14 protein-coding genes are annotated in these 15,054 nt (G+C 68.3%); 8 read left to right on the forward strand and 6 right to left on the reverse strand.

What is annotated here, in order from left to right:
* Positions 1-2: 2 nt before the first annotated feature.
* Both mnmA and AC1DYI_RS03340 read right to left on the reverse strand, forming a co-directional pair.
* Positions 3-1,133 (reverse strand): tRNA 2-thiouridine(34) synthase MnmA, encoded by a 1,131-nt coding sequence (mnmA, locus tag AC1DYI_RS03335; RefSeq protein WP_477202647.1) that lies wholly within the window; start codon positions 1,131-1,133, stop codon positions 3-5.
* Positions 1,134-1,355: 222 nt separating this feature from the next.
* Entirely contained in the window at positions 1,356-1,856 is a 501-nt protein-coding gene (locus AC1DYI_RS03340) for an NUDIX hydrolase (protein WP_477202648.1), read from the reverse strand.
* A 119-nt stretch (positions 1,857-1,975) separates the two neighbouring features.
* Here AC1DYI_RS03340 and AC1DYI_RS03345 point away from each other — a divergent pair, with 119 nt between their 5' ends.
* The 4 genes from AC1DYI_RS03345 to AC1DYI_RS03360 are packed head-to-tail and all read left to right on the forward strand — an operon-like array spanning position 1,976 to position 5,609.
* Entirely contained in the window at positions 1,976-3,118 is a 1,143-nt protein-coding gene (locus AC1DYI_RS03345; RefSeq protein WP_477202649.1) for a Re/Si-specific NAD(P)(+) transhydrogenase subunit alpha, read from the forward strand.
* Positions 3,115-3,852 carry a hypothetical protein gene (locus AC1DYI_RS03350; protein ID WP_477202650.1) on the forward strand — a complete coding sequence of 246 codons (738 nt, stop codon included), beginning with the start codon at positions 3,115-3,117 and terminating at the stop codon, positions 3,850-3,852. Before AC1DYI_RS03345 ends, AC1DYI_RS03350 begins: the two co-directional genes overlap by 4 nt.
* 18 nt (positions 3,853-3,870) lie before the next feature.
* On the forward strand, positions 3,871-4,191 hold the full coding sequence (locus tag AC1DYI_RS03355) for an NAD(P) transhydrogenase subunit alpha part 2 (protein ID WP_477202651.1): 321 nt from the start codon (positions 3,871-3,873) through the stop codon (positions 4,189-4,191).
* Positions 4,188-5,609: an NAD(P)(+) transhydrogenase (Re/Si-specific) subunit beta gene (locus tag AC1DYI_RS03360; protein WP_477202652.1), complete on the forward strand. Its 1,422-nt coding sequence runs from the start codon at positions 4,188-4,190 to the stop codon at positions 5,607-5,609. Before AC1DYI_RS03355 ends, AC1DYI_RS03360 begins: the two co-directional genes overlap by 4 nt.
* Before the next feature lie 180 nt (positions 5,610-5,789).
* On the opposite strand, the gene AC1DYI_RS03365 is transcribed toward AC1DYI_RS03360, so the two are convergent.
* Entirely contained in the window at positions 5,790-6,323 is a 534-nt protein-coding gene (locus tag AC1DYI_RS03365) for a hypothetical protein (protein ID WP_477202653.1), read from the reverse strand.
* Between the two features lie 220 nt (positions 6,324-6,543).
* On the opposite strand from AC1DYI_RS03365, the gene AC1DYI_RS03370 reads away from it, so the two are divergent.
* On the forward strand, positions 6,544-8,217 hold the full coding sequence (locus AC1DYI_RS03370) for a long-chain-fatty-acid--CoA ligase (protein WP_477202654.1): 1,674 nt from the start codon (positions 6,544-6,546) through the stop codon (positions 8,215-8,217).
* 177 nt (positions 8,218-8,394) lie between these two features.
* Positions 8,395-8,973: a hypothetical protein gene (locus AC1DYI_RS03375; RefSeq protein ID WP_477202655.1), complete on the forward strand. Its 579-nt coding sequence runs from the start codon at positions 8,395-8,397 to the stop codon at positions 8,971-8,973.
* A 78-nt stretch (positions 8,974-9,051) separates the two neighbouring features.
* Here AC1DYI_RS03375 and AC1DYI_RS03380 read toward each other — a convergent pair whose 3' ends face one another.
* Complete coding sequence (locus AC1DYI_RS03380) at positions 9,052-9,993, reverse strand: hypothetical protein (protein ID WP_477202656.1); 942 nt, start codon at positions 9,991-9,993, stop codon at positions 9,052-9,054.
* A gap of 45 nt (positions 9,994-10,038) precedes the next feature.
* Here AC1DYI_RS03380 and AC1DYI_RS03385 point away from each other — a divergent pair, with 45 nt between their 5' ends.
* Positions 10,039-10,773, forward strand: a complete 735-nt coding sequence (locus tag AC1DYI_RS03385; protein WP_477202657.1) for a 16S rRNA (uracil(1498)-N(3))-methyltransferase — start codon at positions 10,039-10,041, stop codon at positions 10,771-10,773.
* On the forward strand, positions 10,770-11,978 hold the full coding sequence (locus AC1DYI_RS03390; RefSeq protein WP_477202658.1) for an MFS transporter: 1,209 nt from the start codon (positions 10,770-10,772) through the stop codon (positions 11,976-11,978). Before AC1DYI_RS03385 ends, AC1DYI_RS03390 begins: the two co-directional genes overlap by 4 nt.
* Here the strand turns inward: AC1DYI_RS03390 and AC1DYI_RS03395 are convergent.
* Entirely contained in the window at positions 11,975-13,096 is a 1,122-nt protein-coding gene (locus tag AC1DYI_RS03395) for a S41 family peptidase (protein WP_477202659.1), read from the reverse strand. The genes AC1DYI_RS03390 and AC1DYI_RS03395 overlap by 4 nt on opposite strands.
* Positions 13,097-13,219: 123 nt before the next feature.
* The gene (locus tag AC1DYI_RS03400) at positions 13,220-14,866 is read right to left on the reverse strand and encodes a M56 family metallopeptidase (protein ID WP_477202660.1); all 1,647 of its coding nucleotides are present in this window, start codon (positions 14,864-14,866) and stop codon (positions 13,220-13,222) included.
* Between the last annotated feature and the right edge of the window lie 188 nt (positions 14,867-15,054).

A 15,054-nucleotide genomic window follows, 5' to 3' on the forward strand; every position in this document is an offset into this window, starting at 1 on the left:
CGTCAGGCGGCGGCCAGCGTGGCTGCACTGATCACGCCGCCGCCGAGGCACACCTCGCCGTCATACAGCACCGCGGACTGGCCAGGCGTGACGGCCCACTGCAGCGCATCGGCCGCAAAGTCCAGCTGCAATTTGCTGGCCGAGGCCTCGGCCACGGTGCAAGGCGCATCGGCCTGGCGGTAGCGCGTCTTGGCCGCCAGCGCGCCCGGCGCCGGGGCCGCGCCAGCGACCCAGCTCAGGTCATCGGCCTGCAGCGAGCGGTACTGCAGCCATGGGTGCTCGTGGCCTTGTACGACGATCAGCGTGTTCGTCGCCAGGTCTTTGCGGGCCACGTACCAGGGCTCGTGTTCACCGCCACCGCGCGCGGCCTTCTTGTCCTTCACGCCGCCGATGCCCAAACCCTGGCGCTGGCCCAGCGTGTAAAAGCTCAGGCCCACGTGCTCACCGAGCTTGCGGCCGCGGTCGTCCTTGATCGGGCCCGGCGCGTGGCTGAGGTAGCGGTTCAGGAACTCGCGGAACGGCCGCTCGCCGATGAAGCAGATGCCTGTCGAGTCCTTCTTCTTCGCGTTCGGCAGGCCGATCTCGGCGGCGAGGCGCCGCACCTCGGTCTTCGGCAGCTCACCGACCGGGAACAGCGTCTTGGCCAGCTGCGATTGCGTCAGCCGGTGCAGGAAGTAGCTCTGGTCCTTCAGCGGGTCCAGGCCCTTCAGCAGTTCGACACGGCCGTCGGCGTGTTCGCGGACGCGCGCGTAGTGACCGGTGGCAATCTTCCCGGCGCCCAGCCGCATCGCATGGTCGAGAAAGGCCTTGAACTTGATCTCGGCGTTGCACAGCACRTCGGGGTTCGGCGTGCGGCCGGCCTGGTAYTCGCGCAGGAAYTCGGCGAACACGCGGTCCTTGTASTCGGCCGCGAAGTTGACGTGCTCGATCTCGATGCCGATCACGTCGGCTACCGAGGCGGCGTCGAGAAAGTCCTGCCGCGACGAGCAGTACTCGTCGGTGTCGTCGTCTTCCCAGTTCTTCATGAAGATGCCGACGACCTCGTGGCCTTGCTGCTTCAACAGCCAGGCGCTGACGGCCGAGTCGACCCCACCCGACAGGCCCACGACCACGCGCTGCTTTTGCTGATTCACCTTCACACCTGAGCTTGACAACTGCCGGATTGTCCGTCGAAGGCCTTGGCCTGGGAGTCTGTGCGGCAGAAGCCGCACAGACTCCCGGCCTTCGGCTGAAACGTTGATCTCCCCCAAGCCCCCTCATAGCGGGGGCTCCAGCGAGCACTGAACTCCCACCCGACCTCCCTCTGAGAGGGAGGCCCCAGCCAGTTTGATGATGGGCCGTCGCCTGCCCGAGATCTAAGGTCTCGCCACTCGACCGTAAAGGCTGGGGTCGGCGTGCAGCAGTGACAGCGGTGCCCGCACACCGGCCAGATGGTGCTCGATGCACTGCATCACCAGCGGGCTGCGGTGGCGTTCGGGGCAGGCGCGCAGCTCGTCCGGTGTCAGCCACAGCGTGCGTTGCACCGGCGCGTCGAGGGCCCGGCCGGCAATCGCCTCGCCGACTTCGCCGCAGATCGCAAAACGCAGGTAGCTGATGTCTTCGCCGCTGCGCACGTGGCGAAAGCGCGCGAGGTAGGTGCCGATCAGCGCCTCGGGGCGGAAGGGGCGGGCCGTTTCTTCCAGCACCTCGCGCACGACCGCGTCGAGCAGCGATTCGCCCGGGTCCAGGTGGCCGGCCGGGTTGTTCAGCTTCAGGCCTTCGGCGGTCATCTCTTCGACCAGCAGGTAGCGGCCGCCTTGCGAGACGACGGCGGCGACGGTGACGCTGGGCTTCCAGCGGACGTGGTTGTCTCCCATGCGACGATCTTAGAGCCTGTCCCCAAGCCATCATGTCGGCTTCGGCTGGTAAGCTCGCCGCCGGACAAGTCACGTGGCCTGCCATGACGGGCCGCTTCCCGGGTCAAGAGGAGAGTTCCATGCTGATCGGCGTTCCGCTCGAGACGGCGGCGGGCGAGTCCCGCGTCGCCGTCACCCCCGAGACGGCGAAGAAGTACGTGGCCCAAGGCCATACCGTGAAGGTCCAGTCGGGTGCCGGTGTCGCCGCCAGCGTCACCGATGCGGCCTATGAGGCCGCGGGTGCGCAGATCGTCGACCGCGCTGCTGCGTTTGCAGCCGAGCTGGTGCTGAAGGTGCAGCGTCCGTCGGCCGACGAGCTGGCGCTGATGAAGCCAGGCGCCGCGCTCGTGGGCATGCTGAACCCGTTCGACAAGGACGGCCTCGCGCAGTTGGCTGCGGCCGGGTTGACCAGCTTCGCGCTCGAAGCCGCGCCGCGCACGACCCGCGCGCAAAGCATGGACGTGCTGAGCAGCCAGGCCAACATCGCCGGCTACAAGGCGGTGATCATCGCGGCCGACAAGTACCAGAAGTTCTTCCCGATGCTGATGACGGCGGCGGGCACCGTGAAGGCCGCGCGCGTCGTGATCCTGGGTGTCGGCGTCGCGGGCCTGCAGGCCATCGCGACTGCCAAGCGCCTGGGCGCAGTGATCGAAGCGTCCGATGTGMGGCCTTCGGTGAAGGAGCAGGTCGAGTCGCTCGGCGGCAAGTTCATCGACGTGCCCTACGAGACGGCTGAAGAGAAGGAAGCCGCCGAAGGTGTGGGCGGCTACGCACGGCCAATGCCGCCAAGCTGGCTCGAGCGGCAGAAGGTCGAAGTGGCCAAGCGCGTCGCCGCGGCCGACATCGTGATCTCGACCGCACTGATCCCGGGCCGCGCCGCACCGGTGCTGGTGACCGAAGAGATGGTCAAGTCGATGAAGCCGGGCTCGGTGATCATCGACATCGCCGCGGGCAAGGGCCCGACCGGGCCGAACGGTGAGGCCGGTGGCAACTGCCCGCTGACCGAGGCCGGCMRSACGGTSRTCAAGCAYGGCGTSACGATCGTCGGCGAGACCAACCTGCCGGCGCTSGTSGYGGCSGATGCGAGCGCGCTGTACGCCCGCAACGTGCTCGACTTCCTGAARCTSGTSMTSMCSAAGGAMGGCRGCTTCCAGGTGCCGATGGATGACGACATCGTCGTCGCCTGCTTGATGACGCGCGACGCCCAGGTGCTGCGCGCATGAAGCGATTGATCGCTGCCTGGCTGGGCGCGATGGTGGCATCGGGCGCGCTGGCCGCGCCTGCCGACACGGTGGTCGACGTGGCACGCGCCACGGTGCGGCTGCCGGCCGGCGAATGGGTCAGCCTGTCGCGCAACCAGGTCGACGCGGTCAAGGTCAACGACCAGCGTTCGATCCCGGCCGAGGTGCTGACCTTGGCCTTGGTGCAGGGCAGCCGGCTGCATGCGCTGGTGACCATCACCGCCACGGCTGGCGGTGCGGGCGGCATCGTGCAGTGGTCGAGCGATTGCAAGCCGACCGACGCGGGCCTGTGGGCCACACGCCCGTCCGGCGGCAACCCGGAAGACATGGAGTGCGCGTACGCCAGTGCACCGTTCCCGGCCGAAGACATGTTCAGCGACGAGACCGCCTGGGGCCAGGCGGCCCGTGCGCGCGGTCTGCATGCGCCCGACGAGATGGTGATGGCCTCGGCCGAAGTCGGCAGCCGCATGGGCGCGCTGATGTTGGTCGAGGTGCTGGCCGATGTCGATTTCGCCGGCACGCCGGGGCCGTTGACGGCTTCTGCCGCTGACACGCTGCCGTCCAGCGTGGATGACCGCCACGCGGCCTTCGCGCTGCAGCTCTTGCAGCGTGTACGTGACTGTGTCTACTCCATCCGTGGCCGGATGGACTTCCCGCCGATCACTTTCATTTCCGCCGCGCCCCCCGAAGTGCGCATTGCCCGCCTCGACCCCTGACGAAGAGCAAGAGCTGCCATGGAAACTGTTTCACCGACCCTCATCAACCTGATCATCTTCGTGCTGGCGATCTACGTCGGCTACCACGTGGTCTGGACCGTGACGCCCGCGCTGCACACCCCGCTGATGGCGGTGACCAACGCGATCTCGGCGATCGTCATCGTCGGCGCGATGCTCGCCGCCGCGCTGACCGAAACCACGCTGGGCAAGAGCATGGGCGTGCTGGCGGTCGCGCTGGCCTCGGTCAACATCTTCGGCGGCTTCCTCGTCACGCGGCGAATGCTGGAGATGTTCAAGAAGAAGACGCCGGTCAAGGCCATCGAGGGGAAGAAGGCATGAGCATGAACCTCGTCACGCTGCTGTACTTGATCGCCAGCGTCTGCTTCATCCAGGCCTTGAAGGGCCTTTCGCACCCGACCACGTCGATCCGCGGCAATGTCTTCGGCATGACCGGTATGGCGATCGCGATGCTGACCACCGCGGCGCTGATCGTGAAGCTGGGTGGCGGCATCGGCGTCGGCATGGCCTGGGTGCTGCTGGGGCTGGTGGTCGGTGGCGGCTACGGCGCCTGGCGCGCCAAGACCGTCGAGATGACCAAGATGCCCGAGCTGGTGGCCTTCTTCCACAGCATGATCGGCCTGGCGGCGGTGTTCATCGCGATCGCTGCGGTGGCCGAGCCCTGGGCCTTCAACATCGTCGCCAAGGGCGAGCCGATTCCGGGCGGCAACCGCATCGAGCTGGCGTTGGGTGTCTTCATCGGCGCCATCACCTTCTCGGGCTCGGTCATCGCGTTTGGCAAGTTGAGCGGCACCTACAAGTTCCGCCTGTTCCAGGGCAAGCCGGTGGTCTTCGCCGGCCAGCACAAGATCAACGCGGCGCTCGGTCTGGCCGCGGCCTTCTTCTGCTTTGGCTTCTGGCATTCGCAAAGCGCGATGGACTTCGGCCTGATCACCGCGCTGGGCTTCGCGCTCGGCGTGCTGCTGATCATCCCGATCGGCGGCGCCGACATGCCGGTGGTGGTGTCGATGCTGAACAGCTACTCGGGCTGGGCGGCAGCGGGCATCGGCTTCTCGCTCAACAACTCGATGCTGATCATCGCCGGTTCGCTGGTCGGCTCGTCGGGCGCCATCCTCTCGTACATCATGTGCAAGGCGATGAACCGCTCGTTCTTCAACGTGATCCTGGGCGGCTTCGGCGGTGATGCGGCAGCGGCCACTGGCGACCAGCAGCAGCGCAGCGTCAAGAGCGGCTCGGCCGACGATGCGGCGTTCATCCTTGGCAACGCCGAAACCGTGGTCATCGTGCCGGGTTACGGCCTGGCGGTGGCGCGCGCCCAGCACGCGGTGAAGGAACTGGCCGAGAAGCTTACGCACAAGGGCATCACGGTCAAGTACGCGATCCACCCGGTGGCTGGCCGCATGCCGGGCCACATGAACGTGCTGCTGGCCGAGGCCGAGGTGCCTTACGACCAGGTGTTCGAGATGGAAGACATCAACGGCGAGTTCGGCCAGGCCGACGTCGCGATCATCCTGGGCGCCAACGACGTGGTGAACCCGGCCGCGCTGACCAAGGGCAGCCCAATCTACGGCATGCCGATCCTCGAGGCCTACAAGGCCAAGACGGTGATCGTCAACAAGCGCTCGATGGCCGCCGGTTACGCGGGCCTGGACAACGAACTGTTCTACATGGACAAGACGATGATGGTCTTCGGCGATGCGAAGAAGGTCGTTGAGGACATGGTCAAAGCCGTCGAATAGTTGGCTTCTCCCCCGAGGGGGCTGAGCCCAGGCACGAAAGGTCCAGTGGGCCTTTCGTGCCTGGCGAAGGGGCGGGCCACTGGCCCGCCGCGGTCTGCAAGACCGCGCAGCGGACCGGCGGAGCCGCATCCGCGCACACCACTTGAAGGCGGCGAGGGCTGAAGCCCCGCCGCAGCTGTTTCACTTCAGCTTCAGGACTTGGCCGGGCGTCAGCGGGGCGTGGCCGGCCAGCGGCGGGGTCAGGGTGGCGCTGAAGCTCAGCAGGCTCGAGTCGCACAGTTGCACGCTCTTGGTCGAGGTGGCGGGGTCAGTGAATTCGGGTGTGCGGCCGAGGAAGGTGCCGCTGACTGACGAGCCCGAGAACGTCATCTTCCACTTCTCGTACAGCGTGTTGAGGCGGAACTCGGTCGCGAACTTGTTGCCGCTGAAGGGGACGTTGGTGCCGAGGCCCCAGCCGACGCCGCGGCCCGGGCCGCTCTTGGTGCAGTCGGCTTCCCAGAACACGAGGCCGCCGCCAAAGGCGTTGCCGCCGGCGCCGTCGTCGACGACTTCGATCGAGATGAACTGGCCTTGCGAGGTGGTGCCCTCGTAGTGGCCGATGGTCTGGGCGGGTGCGGCCGCAGCCAGCAGCCACAGCGCGCCGACGGCGGCGATGCGGGTGCCTGGGCGGCATGAAGCCGAGTGGGTCGCCGAAAGCGTCAGGTGGGTTGTCATGGTGGTGTTCCTCCAGGTCGAGACAGTGGGGTCTTGCGCTTCGAAGCCCGTGCATGGGTCGAGGCGCGACCGCAGTCTGCTAGGCCACCATTAGCCAAGCGTTAGCACACCGCCTTCCGATGTCTAGGGGCTAACCCCCAGATGTCGCTATCGAATCCCCTGATGGGGCCCACCGACGGTGGCAGTCAGAATCGCGGGTCGACAAAGAAAGTAGTGACGGATGGAAAAATCCTGGCTGAAGCAGTACCCCGCGGGCGTCCCGGCCGAGGTCAAGACCGATGTCTATGCCTCGCTGGTCGCGTTGCTCGACGAGAGCTTTCGCAAGCATGCCAAGCTGCCGGCCTACCGTTTCATGGGCAAGACCTTCAGCTTCGAGCTGATCGACGACTTGTCACGCGCCTTCGCTGCTTACCTGCAGAGCCTGGGCCTGGCGCGCGGTGACCGCGTGGCGATCATGCTGCCCAACGTGCCGCAGTACCCGGTGGTGGTCGCGGGCATCCTGCGCGCCGGCCTGGTGGTGGTCAACGTCAACCCGTTGTACACGCCGCGTGAGCTGGAGCACCAGCTGAAGGACTCGGGCGCCAAGGCGATCGTGATCCTGGAGAACTTTGCCGCCACGCTGCAGCAAGTGGCCGATGCGGTGCCGACCAAGCAGGTCGTGCTGGCCGCAATGGGCGACCTGCTGGGCCTGCTCAAGGGCACCATCGTCAACCACGTGGTGCGCAAGGTGAAGAAGATGGTGCCGGCGTTCTCGCTGCCCAATGCCGTGCGCTTCAACGACGCCGTGGCGCGCGGCCGCGGCAAGCCGTTCACGGCACCCAAGGTCGGGCCGGACGACATCGCCGTGCTGCAGTACACCGGCGGCACCACCGGCGTCAGCAAGGGCGCGGTGCTGTTGCACCGCAACCTGGTGGCCAACGTGCTGCAGTCCGAAGCCTGGTACCAGCCGGCGCTGACGAAGATCCCGCAGGGCGAGCAGATCGTCACCATCTGCGCGCTGCCGCTGTACCACATCTTCGGCTTCAACACGAACATGATGCTCAGCCTGCGCATGGGCGGCTGCAACATCCTGATCGCCAACCCGCGCGACATTCCCGCGGTGCTGAAGGACCTGTCGCGTGAGCGCTTCCACAGCTTCCCGGCGGTCAACACGCTGTTCAACGCGCTGGCCAACCACGCCGATTTCGACACCGTCGACTGGAGCCACCTGAAGATCTCGGTCGGCGGCGGCATGGCAGTGCAGCAGGCCACCGCGCGGCTGTGGCTCGAGAAGACCGGCTGCCCGATCTGCGAAGGCTACGGTTTGTCGGAAACCAGCCCGTCGGCGACCTGCAACCCGGTCGACACGACCGCCTATTCGGGCACCATCGGCCTGCCGATCCCCAGCACCGAGCTGACGCTGCTGGACGACGACGGCAACGAGGTGCCGCTGGGCCAGCCGGGCGAGATCGCGATCCGCGGCCCGCAGGTCATGGCCGGCTACTGGCAGCGGCCCGACGAAACCGCCAAGGTGATGACCGCCGACGGTTTCTTCCGCACTGGCGACATCGGCGTGGTCGACGAACGTGGCTACTTCAAGATCGTCGACCGCAAGAAGGACATGATTCTCGTGTCGGGCTTCAACGTCTACCCGAACGAGGTCGAAGACGTCATCACCCAGATGCCCGGCGTGCTGGAATGCGCCGCCGTCGGCATCCCGGACGAAAAGGCCGGCGAAGCGGTGAAGGTCGTGATCGTGAAAAAAGACCCGGGGATCACCGATGCCGACGTGCGCGGCTGGTGCGAAGCTAACCTCACCGGTTACAAACGGCCGAAGATCATTGAGTTCCGGACGGAACTGCCGAAGACACCGGTGGGAAAGGTGTTGCGCAGAGAGCTGCGCGACAAAAAATGAACGCCTGACCGCTGCATAGCGGCAGGCGCCCGGGGCTGCACTGCAGTGCCGGGGGCCATCTCCGGCCCGTTCACGGGGGTGGCTTGACCGGGTGGCTTAAACGCCGCGGGTATGGCCTTGTGTGGGCTGGCCGGCGGCGATGAAGCCGCGTTTGGGACCCTTTCTTGGGATTCGAGCATGTCGTCTCGTTACATCAGGACCRCCGCCGGCCAGGCCGAGATTCAGGCCCGCGCGCTCAAGCTCAGCAGACCGGTGCGCAACCTGCTGCTGGTCATCAACGATTCACGCACCATCGAGGACTGGCTGGTGCAGGTGCACGGCGTCACGCCCGACGACGTGGGGCTGCTGCGCTCCGAAGGACTGATCACCGAAGCCAACATGGCGGCCGCGCCGGCAGTGGTCAAGGCCGTCGTCAAGACGACGACTGTCGACATCCCGGTCGACATTCGCGAAGGCGGGGTGGCGGCCAAGGCGCCTGCGGCGGCCCCGGCCGCCGGCAACGACGCCGACTGGGCGCGCACCCAACAGGTCATCCGCGGCGCCGGCTACACCGCGCTGTACGACGCGCTGACCTCGGTCGGCAAGGCGAAGCTGGGCCTGATGCGCGGCTACCGCTTTGTGCTCGAGGTCGAAAAGTGCTCCGGGCCGGACGAGTTGCGTGCCTTCGCGCTGAAGTTCGCCGAGCAGCTGCGCACCGAGCACGGCATGGCCGCGGTCGGCGAACTCACCTACGCGATCGGCGCCGTCAAGGCCTGAGTTTTCCAGGCCGGGACGCGCTCCCGCGCATCACCTTCTGATCGCCCGGCCGCCCTCCAGCTGCCGGGCTTTCGTCATTCAGGCGCCAGCGTCCAGCGCCTGTTGCCGTACGACGCGGCGGCGGTACCACGCCGTGATTTCCGCATCGTCCAGCGCTTCGATCAGGGCGTCCGCCTGGCTGCGCTCGACCTGGGCGTCGGCCGCGCGGCCCAAGCGGGCCAGCGCATGGGCCAGCTCCGAGCGCAGAAAGGCTTGGTCTACCCGCTCCTGATCGGCCTTGTCGAAATTGGTCAGCAGCACCAGGCCGGCGCGGGCTTGCATTTCGGCCGTCGCGGCATCACCCAGGGCGTTGGCGGTGAAGGCCCGCAGGTAGTGGGCACGCTCGTGATTCACCCACTGCCCGGCGCGGTGCCAGAAGCCCTGCGACAGCTCTGCCGCCTCGGCCAGTGCCTGGCGCAACGGCTGGGCTGCCAACTCGGCAACCGGCCGCTCGGCCAGGTCGGAGGCGAGGTTGTTGGTCAGCACGGCCGCTGTCGCGTCCAGGCCATTGGCCTGTTGCCACACCAGGGCGTGCAAGGGCGCCAGTGCGGCCAGCGCGGCGCTGCCGGCGGCCTCGGCCGCGAGCAGCGGCACTTGGAAGCTGGCCGCGGCCAACACCAGCAGCTCGGCCGCCTGCGCTGGGCTGACACCGGCGGCGTCGGCCAGGCGCTGGCCAAGGTTGGCTTCTGCCGCGGCGTCGCCGGCCATGCGCGCGGCGGCGCCGGCCTGGCGCAGCACCGGCAACGGCGCCTCGCTGCCGCACGCGGTCAACACGGCTTGCTGACGTTGCCAGGCCTCGGCCGGTTGGCCCAGCTTTTCCGCCAGCACGTGGTTGAGCAAGAAGGCGTAGCGCGGCCGCTGCCCGGGGTTCAAGGCGTCGGCATCGATCTGGCGCAGCAGCACGGCGGCAGCGCTCGGGTGGTCGTCATGGCATTCATCGGCCGCTTGCAGCAGCTCGGTTGCTTTCGCGATCGGGTCCATCGTCAGGTGCCTCCTTGGGGCCGATTGTGAATGCGGCACACTCGCATGATGCCCCCACGTTTGTATCTGGATGCCCCGCTGCGCGAGGGTGAAGACATCGACCTGCCGACCGACGTCGCCCGCCATGTGCAGGTGCTGCGCCTGCAACCCGGCGCGCCGTTGACGCTGTTCAACGGCCAAGGTGGCGAATGGGCCGCCGAGGTGCTGCAGATGAGTGGTCGCCAGCAGGTGGCCGTGCGCATCGGCGTGCCGCAGCCTGCGTCGCGCGAATTGCCACGGCGGGTCACGTTGGCGCTGGGCATGCCAGCCAATGAGCGCATGGACGCGCTGGTCGAGAAGGCCACCGAGCTCGGCGTGGCGGCGATCCAGCCGCTGCAATGCTCGCGCTCGGTGCTGAAGCTGGCCGGCGAGCGCGCCGAGCGTCGGCAGGCGCATTGGCAAGCCGTGGCCGTGGCCGCAGCCGAGCAAAGCGGGCGCACGCAGGTGCCGCAGGTAGCACCGGTGCGCAGCCTGGCCGACTGGTTGGGCCGGCTGGACACGGGCGCCGCCCGCCATGTGTTGAGCCTGGCTGACGACACGGTGCCGCTGGCCGGCCTGGCGGCCTCGTCCACGGCCACCGACTGGTTGATGCTGAGCGGCCCCGAAGGCGGGTTGGACGACGCGGAGGAAGCACTCGCCCGCCAGCGCGGCTTCACGCCCGTCACGCTGGGCCCGCGCGTGCTGCGCGCCGACACTGCACCGCTGGCGGCGCTGGTGTTGCTCGGGGCGTTGACCGCATGAGCGACGCAAGCACTCGCCGGTTCAACGCGCCGCTGGCCTGGTTGACGCTGTGCCAGGGCCTGTTCCTGACCAACAACGTCACCTTCATGGCGATCAACGGCCTGGTCGGTCTGGCGCTGGCACCGCAGGGCTGGATGGCGACATTGCCACTGACCGCCTACGTGCTGGGCGGTGCGCTGTGCACCGGGCTGGTCGCGCGGCACCAGCAGCGCTACGGCCGCAAGCGGGCGTTCCAGATGGGGCTGGCAGTGGCGATGGTCTCGGCCGGTCTGTGCGCATTGGCGGCGCTGATCGGCAGCTTCTGGCTGCTGATCGCCGCCACGGTGCTGGCCGGCTACTACAACGCCAACGCAGCGTTGTACCGCTTCGCAGCGGCCGAGCTGGTCGGCCCCGAGGGTCGCGAGCGGGCGATCTCGTGGGTGCTGGCCGGGGGCATCCTCGGCGGCGTGATCGGGCCGCAGCTGGCACAGGCCACGCGTGATGCGCTGGCTGCGCCTTTCGCCGGCGCCTATGCCGCGTTGGTGGTCGTGGCCGCCTTGGCCATGGTGGCGTTGGCGCGCATCCCGTTTCCTGCGTTGCCCCATGCGCCCAGCGGTGCTGCGGGCCGCTTGCCGGTTGGCGTGGCGCGCCAGCCGGCGTTCATCGTCGCCATTGCCGCGTCGGCACTCGGCTACGGCGTGATGAACCTGCTGATGGCCGCGACGCCGATTGCGATGGCCGTCTGCTCGCACCCGTTCTCGGCCGTGGCCTGGGTGCTGGAGTGGCATGTGCTGGGCATGTATGTGCCGAGCTTCTTCACCGGCCCTCTGATCCGCCGCGTTGGCGTGCTGCCAGTGCTGGCCGCCGGCGTGCTGCTCAACGCAGCATGCATTGCGCTGGCGCTGCACGGTGTCGACCTGATGCACTTCACCGCCGCGCTGCTGGTGCTGGGCGTGGGCTGGAACTTCCTCTACATCGGCGGCACCACGCTCTACACCCAGAGCTACCCGGCGAGCCACCGCGTGCGCGCGCAGGCGCTGATGGACCGCTGGGTGCTGGGCACGATGACGCTGACTTCGTTCAGCTCGGGCGCGCTGGTCACCACCGGCGGCTGGCAGGGGATGAACCTGGGCGCACTGCTGCCACTGGGCCTACTGGCGCYGATGCTCGTGTGGCTGCGCACCCGGCCGGCCGTGGCGGGTGCGCAAGAGCCAGCCGCGACCTAACGCCGAGGAGTGTAGACCGGCAGGTCGATCTTGCCGGCCTGGGCCCGGGTCAGCACGTCCTTGAGCTGGTCGAGTTCCTCCGGGTCCTTGACCTCGTGCACACGCTGGTCGAGCAGCGCGAGGTAGGCTGCATTCAAGGCATCGGCCGCCGGCAACTTGACCTCGGGCACGACGCCGACCTGCTCCCAGTCCTTCTTCGTCACTGCGTTGATGGCGCGACCGGTTGGCACGAAGGCCGCGAGGCCGTGGCCCAGCGCCACCATCTCGCCCGGGTTGGCGGCGCCACCGGTGGTCTCGCCGTACAGCGTGGCGCGCTTTTGCGTCTGCAGGTCGTAGGCGCACTCCTCGCCACCCGAGAAGGTGTTCTTCGAGGTCAGCACGGTGATCGGCTTGGTGTAGCGCGGGCCGCTGATCGGCAGCGTCCAGTACTCGCGGGTGCTGTTCATCGGCCGGTCGTAGATGTCGTTCAGGTGGCGCTCGTCGCCTTCGGCGAAGAAGTGGCTCAGCAGATAGGTCACGCTGGCCGGCGAGCCGCCGCCGTTGTTGCGCAGGTCCAGCACCAGCGCGTCGGTGCCACCCAGCAGCAGCATCGCCGCGTCATAGCCGGCCGCCACGAACTCGGTCGGGCCGAACCCGCGCAGGTCGAGGTAGCCGATGTTGCCGGGCAGGCGCTGCACGCGGGTGATGCCGTAAGCCATGCGGGCCGCCTGGGCGCGTTCGCGGTCGATTTCTTCACGGGTGGGCTTGGGCGGGTCACCGGCCGGTGCGGGCTCGACCTCGGGGTCGAACGCCACGCGGAAGTGGCGGTCCTTGCCGATCTCTCGCAGGTCTTTGTTCAGCGCCTCGCCCATCGCCTCGACGGTCTGCGCACTGTTGTACTCGCCCTTGGCCGCGCGGGCCTGCAGCTGCTTGGCCACCGGCTCGATGCGCTCGGGGTAGACGTAGCGGGTGCGCAGGTTCTGCGCCAGCGTGTCGACGATCGCCTTGCGCTGGGCAGCGCTCAGCGGTGCGTCGGGCTTGAAGTCGTTGGGGGCCGGCTGGGCGCCAGCGGCGGAACACAAGGCAAAGGTGGCCAGCGCGATCGCGCGGCGGACCAGACGGGGGGTGGGCATTGGCATCTTGTTTCTCCTGGGGTGATTGAAAGGGTAGTGGGAAGAAAATCCGGGCGAAGCTCTCCCTTCGCCGCCCGTAGCCGGGCAGCGTCAAGAGATCCCCCACCGGGGTCTCAGGGGTTCAGGGGGTCAGTTGGAAAGGCCCAGCCGTTGCGCCAGGCTGCGCCGCACGTCCAGCGTCTGCACCTGCCACTGGTCACCGACCAGCCGGACGTAGGCCTGCAGCGTGGCACGGCCTTCGGGGCCACGGGCCGACAGCGTCAGCAGCGCGCTGTGGTCATCGAGCTTGCAAGGGTCGCAGTCGTCGCTCAGCGTGATCGGCGTGCCGAGCAGTTTGGCCGCAGCGGCGTCTTGCTGCACAGCCTGCAACAGCGTCTGGTAGGCCGGCCATTTGGTGATCGAAGGCGGCTTGGGTGGCATCGGCGGTGCCGGCGGGAGGGGCGGCAGCGGCGGCAACCACGACTGGCTGGATGCTTCGGATCCGTCGTCCTCTCCCGGTTCGTCAGGCAGCGGTGGCTCGGGGGGCACCAGCGACGATGGCGGCGGTGTGACGTGGTGCTTGATCACCCATTGGCGCACGGCGGCGTCGATGACTGCGGGCCGGCCGTCGACGCGGTAGGTTTCGTGCCGCTCACCGTTCGGGCTCAGCCACGCGTGGTAGTCGCGCAGATGGCCATGGTCGTCGATGCGGATGCGCATCGAGTCACCCACCTGGGTCCACCAAGGGTCCTCGGTAGCGACAGTGGCAGCCGGCTGCGCTGGCACAGCCGGCACCGCACTGCTCGCCTGTGCCGCCCACACCCCGCCGGCGCACAGCAGCGTCAGCAGGCCGGCCGCTACGCCCCAGCGCGGGCCGGCCGGGTGGCCGGCGGCGAGCAGGTGCACGACACGCTGCTGCAAGCTGCCGCCGCCCGCGGCCAAGGCAAGTCGCGGCACGCTGCCACGCAGGGTCTCCAGTGCGGCCAGCGCCTCGGCCAACACCAGCGCGTCGCCGCAGGCCGCGGCAGCCAGGTCGTCGCAAGCATGCTCACGCTCGATGCGCACCTGGCGGCTCAGCCACCAGACGCCGGGGTGGAAGAACAGCAGCGATTCGATCGCGCATTGCAGCCCGTTCCAGACCCAGTCCAGCCTGCGGATGTGAGCCAGCTCGTGGGCGATCAAGGCCTCGATCTGCTCGGGTGCCAGCTTGGTCAGCATCGTCAGCGGCAGCCAGATGATCGGCCGCCAGGCCCGGGCGGTGAACGGCAGTGCCGCGCCCGGCAGCAGCCGCAGCGACACCGGGCGCTTGATGCCCAAGGCTTGGCGCAGCCGTTCGGTGCGGCGCTGCCAGGGCACCGGCACCAAGGCCGGACTGGGTTGCCGCTCGAGTGTGCGCAGCCACCACCAACCGCCCCCGAGGCGGACCAGCATCACCACCACGCCGCCGCACCAGGCCCAGGCCAGCCAGGCCGGTGCTTGCCCCGGCGTGGCGCCGGTCATGGCCCACGGCAGCAGGTTGGCGGTGGACCACAGTGTTCCGTCGGCGCCGCTGGCCCTCTCGCCGTCCAGCAGTTCGCCGATCACGGGGGTTTGCAGGCACTGCACCAGCTGCCAGGCCGGCGCCGCCAACATCGCCAGCAGGAACAGCAGGCCCACCGCGTGCCGGGCGTTGGCGCTGCGCCGCGCCATCGCGGCCAGCACCAGCGCGGCCAGGGCAGCCAGCAGGGCGTCTTGCCACAGGGCGCCGAGCAGCGATTGCGCCAGCGCCGATTCAAACATCGACCAGAAGGTGTTCATCGTCGTCAGTCCTTCATTCAGTCGCGTCAGGCGCGGCCGCGCTTCGACTTGGCGTCGGCGATCAGGCGGGCGATCGCGTCCAGTTCGTCGCGGCTGGGTTTGTCGACATCCAGCGCGCGCTGGACCAGTTGCAGCGCCGAGCCGGCGAAGGCGCGTTGCATGAGGTCCTTCACCAGCACCGACTGCAC

Source organism: Ideonella sp. P3_A4, from assembly GCF_056403075.1.